Source organism: Spiroplasma sp. hy2 (assembly GCF_044714365.1).
GTDB lineage: Bacteria > Bacillota_I > Bacilli_A > Mycoplasmatales > Mycoplasmataceae > Spiroplasma > Spiroplasma phoeniceum.
Genome location: NZ_RXFZ02000030.1, coordinates 1 through 8,240, shown reverse-complemented (window position 1 = coordinate 8,240; position 8,240 = coordinate 1). Strand labels below are relative to the sequence as shown.

At 29.5% G+C, this 8,240-nt stretch carries 9 protein-coding genes, 1 tRNA gene and 1 pseudogene; 9 read left to right on the top strand and 2 right to left on the bottom strand.

Annotation, left to right across the window (positions count from 1 at the left end):
• Positions 1-378 precede the first annotated feature (378 nt).
• From EHV01_RS01840 to EHV01_RS01800, 9 genes and pseudogenes are all read left to right on the top strand, one after another.
• The gene (locus EHV01_RS01840; protein ID WP_422065951.1) at positions 379-2,136 is read left to right on the top strand and encodes a PTS transporter subunit EIIC; all 1,758 of its coding nucleotides are present in this window, start codon (positions 379-381) and stop codon (positions 2,134-2,136) included.
• Positions 2,121-2,231 (top strand): annotated as a pseudogene (locus EHV01_RS01835) (PTS transporter subunit EIIB); the annotation flags it as partial. The gene EHV01_RS01840 and the pseudogene EHV01_RS01835, both read left to right, overlap by 16 nt.
• Before the next feature lie 21 nt (positions 2,232-2,252).
• Positions 2,253-2,387, top strand: coding sequence for a hypothetical protein (locus EHV01_RS01830; protein WP_422065950.1), 135 nt, complete (start codon positions 2,253-2,255; stop codon positions 2,385-2,387).
• A gap of 113 nt (positions 2,388-2,500) precedes the next feature.
• On the top strand, positions 2,501-3,538 hold the full coding sequence (gene rlmN, locus EHV01_RS01825) for a 23S rRNA (adenine(2503)-C(2))-methyltransferase RlmN (RefSeq protein ID WP_422065949.1): 1,038 nt from the start codon (positions 2,501-2,503) through the stop codon (positions 3,536-3,538).
• Positions 3,539-3,540: 2 nt separating this feature from the next.
• The gene (locus EHV01_RS01820; protein WP_422065948.1) at positions 3,541-4,302 is read left to right on the top strand and encodes a PP2C family protein-serine/threonine phosphatase; all 762 of its coding nucleotides are present in this window, start codon (positions 3,541-3,543) and stop codon (positions 4,300-4,302) included.
• A gap of 93 nt (positions 4,303-4,395) precedes the next feature.
• Positions 4,396-5,409 carry a protein kinase domain-containing protein gene (locus EHV01_RS01815; protein WP_422065947.1) on the top strand — a complete coding sequence of 338 codons (1,014 nt, stop codon included), beginning with the start codon at positions 4,396-4,398 and terminating at the stop codon, positions 5,407-5,409.
• 6 nt (positions 5,410-5,415) lie between these two features.
• Positions 5,416-6,285 carry a ribosome small subunit-dependent GTPase A gene (rsgA, locus tag EHV01_RS01810; RefSeq protein ID WP_422065946.1) on the top strand — a complete coding sequence of 290 codons (870 nt, stop codon included), beginning with the start codon at positions 5,416-5,418 and terminating at the stop codon, positions 6,283-6,285.
• A 12-nt stretch (positions 6,286-6,297) separates the two neighbouring features.
• Positions 6,298-6,978: a ribulose-phosphate 3-epimerase gene (rpe, locus tag EHV01_RS01805; protein ID WP_422065945.1), complete on the top strand. Its 681-nt coding sequence runs from the start codon at positions 6,298-6,300 to the stop codon at positions 6,976-6,978.
• A complete protein-coding gene (locus EHV01_RS01800; protein ID WP_422065944.1) occupies positions 6,965-7,573 on the top strand; it encodes a thiamine diphosphokinase in 609 nt (202 codons plus the stop codon). Before rpe ends, EHV01_RS01800 begins: the two co-directional genes overlap by 14 nt.
• 54 nt (positions 7,574-7,627) lie before the next feature.
• Here the strand turns inward: EHV01_RS01800 and EHV01_RS01795 are convergent.
• Positions 7,628-7,712 (bottom strand) — tRNA-Leu (locus EHV01_RS01795).
• A 47-nt stretch (positions 7,713-7,759) separates the two neighbouring features.
• Positions 7,760-7,957 (bottom strand): 50S ribosomal protein L28, encoded by a 198-nt coding sequence (gene rpmB, locus EHV01_RS01790; protein ID WP_400248827.1) that lies wholly within the window; start codon positions 7,955-7,957, stop codon positions 7,760-7,762.
• Positions 7,958-8,240: the final 283 nt, after the last annotated feature.

Here is an 8,240-nt window from a genome sequence, read left to right as displayed (position 1 = left end):
TAAAATCAAATTTATCAAATTTCATAATTTTAGATTCCTATAATTTCTATTTTAAATATATTTTATAGGAATTTTAAAATAACTAGGTTATGCAAGAAGTCTATTAAACGTAATATTGCGTTATATAGTGCTTTTTTTTGTTATGTTATTAGTATTTCCGCTCTTTTTTTATTGGTTTTATAAAATTATCATTATTTTAAAAAAAATAAAAGAACTTTACTTTGTAGTAATTAACCTAACTTTAAGTTAGTTAAATTCTATAATTATTTAGGAAATATTAATTTATTATTTTAAAAGGAGAAATCAAAAATGAGTGAGAAAGCCAAGCTTAAACCTTTTATGTCAAAGGCTTAATGAAAACAATCAAATCAAAGGACAATGGGGACTTTAAGTAAATTAAGTAAAGCATTTCTGTTACCAATTGCGTTTTTACCAATTGCTGGAATCTTCTTAGGAGTTGATGCGACTATTTCATCAAAAGTTGATCCTGTTTCAGCAGCTTGATACTTTGGAAATTTTTTAAATAAAATGGGAGATATTGCCTTTGGTAATTTGCCAGTATTATTTTGTATTTCTGTTGCAATGGCCTATACGGAGGATGCTGGAGTAGCAGCATTGACTTCAGTGGTCGGGTTTTTAGTTTTTAATGCAATTCAGTTGTCATTATTAAATGAGGCATATGCTCATATTCAATATGTTGTTAATATTGAGGGTGGTACTTCACCAATTATGGGATTAACTGTTGATGGTGTAACATCAGCCAGTCCAACTTTACTAACGGGTGAACAATTATTGGAATGAATGAGAACCAGTGATATTTATAAAGAATTAGTGAAAGGGAATGTTACTGTCACAATTGTTAGTTCAGCACGAGTAACTGATCAATTTAACTTGTTATTTTACACTGGTCAAACATGAGCAGTTCAAAATAAATTATTAACTTCTAATTTAGGAATTAATTCATTAAATACTGGTGTTTTTGGAGAGATTTTTGTTGGAGCGATTGCGGCTTTCGCTTATAATCGTTTTCATAAAACACAATTACCTTCAGCGTTAAGTTTTTTTAGTGGGACAAAATTAGTTCCAATTATTATGTTTATGGCAGTAATTCCATTAGCTTTTATTTTTATGATTATTTGACCATTAATTGGAACTGGGCTAGCATGATTTGGAAATAACTCAGGAAAATTACCAGTAGGGTTAGATTCTTTAATCTTTGAGATTTTTGAGCGATCATTAGTGCCATTTGGGTTACATCATGTGTTTTATTCACCATTATGATGAACACAAGCCGGGGTAAGTATGGCAGATTTAATCGCTAATGTTTCAAAAGACCCTTTAAGTTATATGGCTTTTCTTAAAGATTTACAAGGAGCTGGTTATATTGATGCTAATATTGATTTAAGTACAATTACAGTTGGAGCAGCACAAGCAGCAATTACTAGTTGAGTATCAGAACTAAATGCTTCAACAATAGCAGCAGTTGGTGATCAAACAATTATGTATAAAGTTATTGCTGATCCAAAAATTACCTTTACAATGGTTCAACATATGGGGTTAAATTTAGGGCGATTCCAAACTGGGAAGTTCCCATTTATGATGTTTGGATTACCAGCAGCAGCAGGAATGTACTTTAGTGTTCCAAAAGAAAATCGAAAACAAGTAATGGGAATTTACTTTTCAGCAGCCTTTACTTGCTTCTTAACAGGAATTACAGAACCAATTGAATTTACTTTTTTATTTGTAGCACCAGGGTTATTTTATGGTGTTCATATGCCATTATGTGCAATTTCATTTATGTTAATGGGATTATTACATGTGCATACATCAATGACTGTTTCAGGTGGATTTATTGACTTTATTGTCTTTGGTATTATTCCATTTGTTGGTGGAAAAGGAACAAACTTCTATTGAATTCTTGCGGTTGGAATTCCATATATTGGAATTTATTTTGCAGCTTTCTACTTCGCAATTAAATATGGGAAAGTTCAAATTCCTGGTCGTGATGGTATCACAAAACTATATACTAAAGCTGATTTTAAAGCAAAAAAGGTACTAATGAAACAACTTCATCAGCACCAGCAAAGGGTGATGCGGCAAAAAGAGAAAAGGCACGTAAAATTATTGAATTTTTAGGTGGTGCTGATAATATTACGGCAGTTGATTCATGTGCATCACGTTTACGAATTACAGTTGTTGATAGTAAACTTGTCAATCAAGATGGAATTAAAGGATTAGGTGGCAGCACCGGAATGCTTATTCGTGGTCAATCGGTTCAAATTATTTATGGTGGAGAACAAGAAGTAATTAAACCGTATATGCGTGAATTATTAGCTGAAATGCGTAATAATAAAGAGACAGCGAATTTAAATTTAAAACAGGGTTAAAATTAAATAGATATCAAAAAAAACATTAATTTTTTAATTAATGTTTTTTTGTCTATTTTAACAAATGCTATTTTGTGATAAAATTATAATGTATAAAAATGGAGTAGAAAATAATGACATCAATTTTTGGATATACAAAAGAGAAATTACAATTAGATTTAGTTGCGCATGGTTTTAAGAAGTATTTAGCAGAACAAATCTTTGATTGAATATATGTCAAAAACATATATTCTTTTGATGAAATGACAAATATTTCTAAAACTGATCGTAATAAATTACAAGAATACTATACGATTGAGCCATTAAAAATTGTTGTTCAACAACAGTCAAAAGATGGAACAGTAAAGTTTTTGTTTCAGTTAGCAGATGGTTATAAAATTGAAACAGTTTTAATGCCTCAAAGTTATGGTAATTCTGTTTGTGTTACAACACAAGTTGGTTGTAATATGGCGTGCACTTTTTGTGCCTCAGGACTATTAAAAAAAACCCGGAATTTATCAACTGCCGAAATTGTTCAACAAGTTATGATGGTTAATCGTTATTTAGCAATAACAAATGAACGTGTAAGCCATGCTGTTGTAATGGGAATTGGCGAACCATTTGATAATTTTGATAATACGCTTAAGTTTGTCAACATTATTAATGACTCAAAAGGTTATCAAATTGGTGCGCGCCATATTACAATTTCTACTTGTGGGTTAGTTCCAAAAATTAAACAATTTGCAGAATTAAAGACCCAAGTTAATTTAGCAATTTCATTACATGCTCCAAATAATACGATTCGTAATCAATTAATGCCAATTAATAAAGCTTATCCAGTAGAAAAATTAATGGATGCAGTTCGTTATTATATTGAGTTAACTAATCGGCGTGTTACTTTTGAGTATATTTTAATTGAGAATGTTAATGATAGTCGTGAAACAGCATTAGAATTAGCAAAGTTAATTCGAGGATTAAATGCTTATGTTAATTTAATTCCTTATAATACAGTTGCAGAAAATGGGTATCAACGCAGTACAAAAATTAATCAATTTTTTGAAACTTTACAACAGCAAAAAATTAATTGTATTGTTCGTCGTGAATTTGGGCACGATATTGATGCTGCTTGTGGTCAATTACGAGCTAAAAATGAAGGGATTATTAGAAAATAATTATGCAAATACGGTTTGGATACAAAACTGATATTGGTGCTTATCGTAGTAGTAATCAAGATTACTTTGATTTTGCCAATAATAGTTTTAACAATTATATTGCCATTGTTTGTGATGGGATGGGTGGTCATCAACATGGCGAAGTTGCCAGTAAAATGGCTGTTGATAGTTTGGTGGAACATTTTAAACGGACAAATTTTAATCATTTGTCCGATGAAGAAATTAATAAATGATTTCGTCAAACAATTTTAGCAATTCAACAGGAAATGGTTACTTATGCTCAAATTTATCCTGATACAAGTGATATGGGAACAACAGTTGTTGCTGCCTTAATTGCTAATGGAAAAATATATGTTATTAATATTGGTGATTCACGGTTATATAAATTACATCATGATAAAATTTATCAAATTACTACTGACCAAAATATGGAAAATTCAACAGAATATCGAGAAAAACAAGAATTAGAATTTCAAGGTCAATATAAAAAACAATATAATATGCATACTTTTTGAAAAGTATTAACAAGTGCTTTAGGTCCAACAAAGAATTTAAAAATTGATACTTATGTTATTGAAGATATTAAAGGACAGTATTTATTAACCACCGATGGAATTCATGATTATGTTGATGAAATTGATTTAATTGAAACATTAAAATCAGCAAATAAATTAAACGATAAGGTTAAAATTTTAATTGATCGGGCATTAGAAAATCTATCAACTGATAATTTAACCGGAATTGTTTTTGAAATAACAGATTAAAGCACTGTTATTTTTATTTGTTGTTTTTTTCTTCTTAGTTTTTTGTGTTATGATGTTTACAAGTTAAAATAATAAGGTAAAAGGGTGCAGAAAATGGAACAAATCACAATTGGAACAGTGTTACACAATCGTTATCAGGTTTTAGCTAAAATTGCAGATGGTGGTATGGCTGAAGTTTTTGAAGGATATGATATGTTATTAAAGCGGCATGTTGCAATTAAAATTATGACATTAACATTATCAAAAAATAAAGAAGCAGTAGAACGTTTTAATAAAGAATATAATTCAATTGCGCAGTTTTCCCATAATAATGTGGTTAAAGTTTATGGTTCATTTCAGGCGTATGATCGTCATTGTTTAGTTTTGGAATTAGTTAAAGGTTATACTTTGAAAGATCGTTTACTAACATTAGGTCCTTGTACTGTTAAAGAATTATTATATTTTTTTGATGAAATTAATTTAGCTATTACGGAAGCTCATCATAATGATATTATTCATCGTGATATTAAACCAGAAAATATTTTGATTTCATATGATGGTAAAATCAAGGTTGCTGATTTTGGGGTTGCAATTTTAGAAAATAGTGAAGATTTAGAATGTGGCAAAATCATTGGAACATCAAAATATATGGCACCAGAAATTGTTCAATCAAAACCAGCAACAAAACGCAGTGATATTTATGCTTTAGGCATTATGTTATATGAGTTAGCGGTTGGGATGGCTCCTTTTGTTGGAAAAAATCCAACTTTTGTTGCAGTTAAACATGTTAAAGAATTGCCACTACGACCACGGTTAGTAAAGCCCTTAATCCCACAAAGTTTAGAAAATGTTATTTTAAAAGCAATTGCGAAAGATCCTAGTGAGCGGTTTCAGACAGTAGTAGATTTTAATACTAGTTTACAAGCAATTGAAACATCAGAACATCGCTCGGAAAAACCTTTAAAGTTATCAAATATGTTTGAAGTAAAAGGTAAGCAGTGTAAGCTTTATGATCGGTATTATTCTTATCCATGATTTTTAAGAATTAAGGTTGCTTGATGATTTAGTTTCTTACTAGTTTGTTTTATTATTGCCTTAGTTTGTCTTTGCTTGTTTTTATCAGGGTAGAATAATATGCATCAAACAGGAATGATTATTCGCATTGTTAGCGAGTTTTGTTATGTTAAAAATGATATTGACCATCAAATTTATGCTTGCAAAGCAAAAGGATTATTTCGTCATCAAGAAATTAAACCAGTTGTTGGTGATTATGTTCAATTTGAAATTCAAAATGACAAGCAAGGAATTATTTATCAAATTGAACCGCGTAAAAATGAATTATACCGGCCACGAATTGCTAATGTTGATCAAGTTATTATTATTACAGCAATGGCAGAACCGGCTTTTAATTCATATTTATTAAATAAATATTTAGCATTTATTGAATACAAAAGTTTAAAACCAGTTATTGTTTTTACTAAAAAAGATTTAGTGAAAACAGATGAACTTTATCAAAAATATTTTAACTGATATCCAAAGTTAGGTTATGAAGTTTATTTTATTAGTAATAAAAAAGATGATAAAAAAGTATGACAACAATTTGAACAACTTTTTCAGAATAAAATCACAGTGTTAACTGGGCAAACTGGTAGTGGGAAATCATCAACTCTAAATACGCTATTACAAGCAGAGATAATTAAAACGCAAGAAATTTCTAAAGCATTAGGCCGCGGAAAACATACAACGACAGCTAGTGCATTATATGAGTTATTAGATGGAATGATTGCTGATACACCAGGTTTTTCAACATTTGATTTAAGAGATTATGAAAAAGGAGGATTAGCCCGCTCTTATCATTTATTTAATCAATATGCTAATGAATGTAAGTTTCGAACTTGCTTGCATTTACATGAGCCACATTGCAAAATAAAAGCATTAGTTCAAGCAGATGTTATTCCACATTTTTTTTATAATGATTATGTTCGCATTATGCAAGAACAATAGAAAGAGGTAATGATGAAAAAATATTTTGTTGCACCAAGTGTTTTAAGTGCAAATTATTTAATCCTACAAGAAGAGTTAGCAGCAATTAAGAAAGCAGGTGCTCAATGAATTCATTTTGATGTAATGGATGGTGATTTTGTACCAAATTTAACTTTTGGTTCAAAGATTTTAGCTGATATTACTAGTTATAGCGATTTATATCTTGATTGTCACTTAATGGTTAAAATTAAAAATAGTAGTGTTGAAAATTACTTGCGGCCCTTTATTAAAGCAGGTGCATCAGGAATTACTTTGCATTATGAAGCATTAACTGAACCACAATTAACTGAATTTTTAAGTTTACGAACAAAATTAAACATAAAAATTGGGTTAGCAATTAAACCATGAACTCCAGTTGAAATTATTTACCCGTATTTAAATCGTCTTGATTTAGTCTTAGTAATGACAGTAGAACCTGGTTTTGGTGGTCAAGATTTTATTCCAGCAGCAGCAGCAAAGATTAAAATTTTACGACATTATCTTGAACAAAATAATGGCAAAACACTAATTGAAGTTGATGGGGGAATTAATGCTGAAACTGCAACCCTTTGTAAACAATATGGGGTTGATGTGTTAGTAGCGGGTAGTTATTTATTTGGCCATTTTGATTTAGCAGCAAGGTTGAAAGGATTATTAGCAGATGAAAGCAAATAAAGTTTTAATTGTTTGTTCAGAAACAAATTTAGATTTACAGCAGTATCAAAATTATTATAAAATTGGTGTGGAACGAGGTGCCTTAGATTTAATTAAAACTTTTGATACTTTTGATCTTTTTTGTTGTGACCAGGATAGTTTAACAACAACAGAAGCAAAACTAATTACTAGTAAAGCAAAAGAGTTATTAATAGTTTCCCAAATTAAAGATTATATTGATGGTGAATTAGCCTTACAAGAAGCGTTAAAATTAAAACCACAAGAAATTATTTTTATTGCACAAGGTAATCGCTTTGATATGGAGTTGAGTTGTTTTAACTTTATTTATCGCTATAATATTATTTTTATGAATGATAATACTTATGCTTATTTATTAAAACCAGGAATAAATGAAGTTTATCAAAAGGCAGATTATCGTTATTTTTCATTATTTAGTTTGCAAGCAGCAACTGTGACAATTAGTAATTTAAAATATAATGCTAACCAATTAAAATTGTCAGAATTATCGCCTAATGCAGTTAGTAATGAATTTCTTACGTCAGTCGGGAATATTGATGTTTTAACAGGACAAGTTGTTGCAATTTATAGTAAATAAATTATAGTAAATAAAAATCGGTTTTAAAAACCGATTATTTTTTGCTTTAAAATTTGGTACCCATGATCGGGCTCGAACCGATACGAATTTCTTCGGTAGATTTTGAGTCTACTGCGTCTGCCAATTCCGCCACATGGGCATTTGTACCTTTTTCTATTATTTTGTGACTGTGTCCTTGAACTTTATTTATTGCGCAATTTGACCTTTACGCTTTAATGTTTTTAAAGTTCTTGTTGCAACACGTAATGTTTTAACTTCACCATCAACAACAATGCTTACTTTTTGTAAATTAACATTTCATTTACGACGAGTTGCATTTAACGCGTGTGAACGTTTGTTTCCTGATAAAGTGCTTTTACCAGTAATTTCACATTTTCTTGCCATAATTTCACTCCTTTATATCTACATACTATAAAATAATAACTAATTTTTAAATTAAAAGCAAGTATAAATATAATTTTTTTTATGTAAAGTAAAAATGCAAATAGGACAATTCGCCCTTATTAAGTTAATAATATATTTTTATTAAAAATTGCGACTATTTTTTCAAAAAAAAATAATTTTTTTAAATTATGTAGTTATTTCAGCACCACGAAAAATGATTTTTGTTAAAAATCTAAAATTAATAATTTAATTACTAAATATTTTGTAAAAATACCTCTTTGGA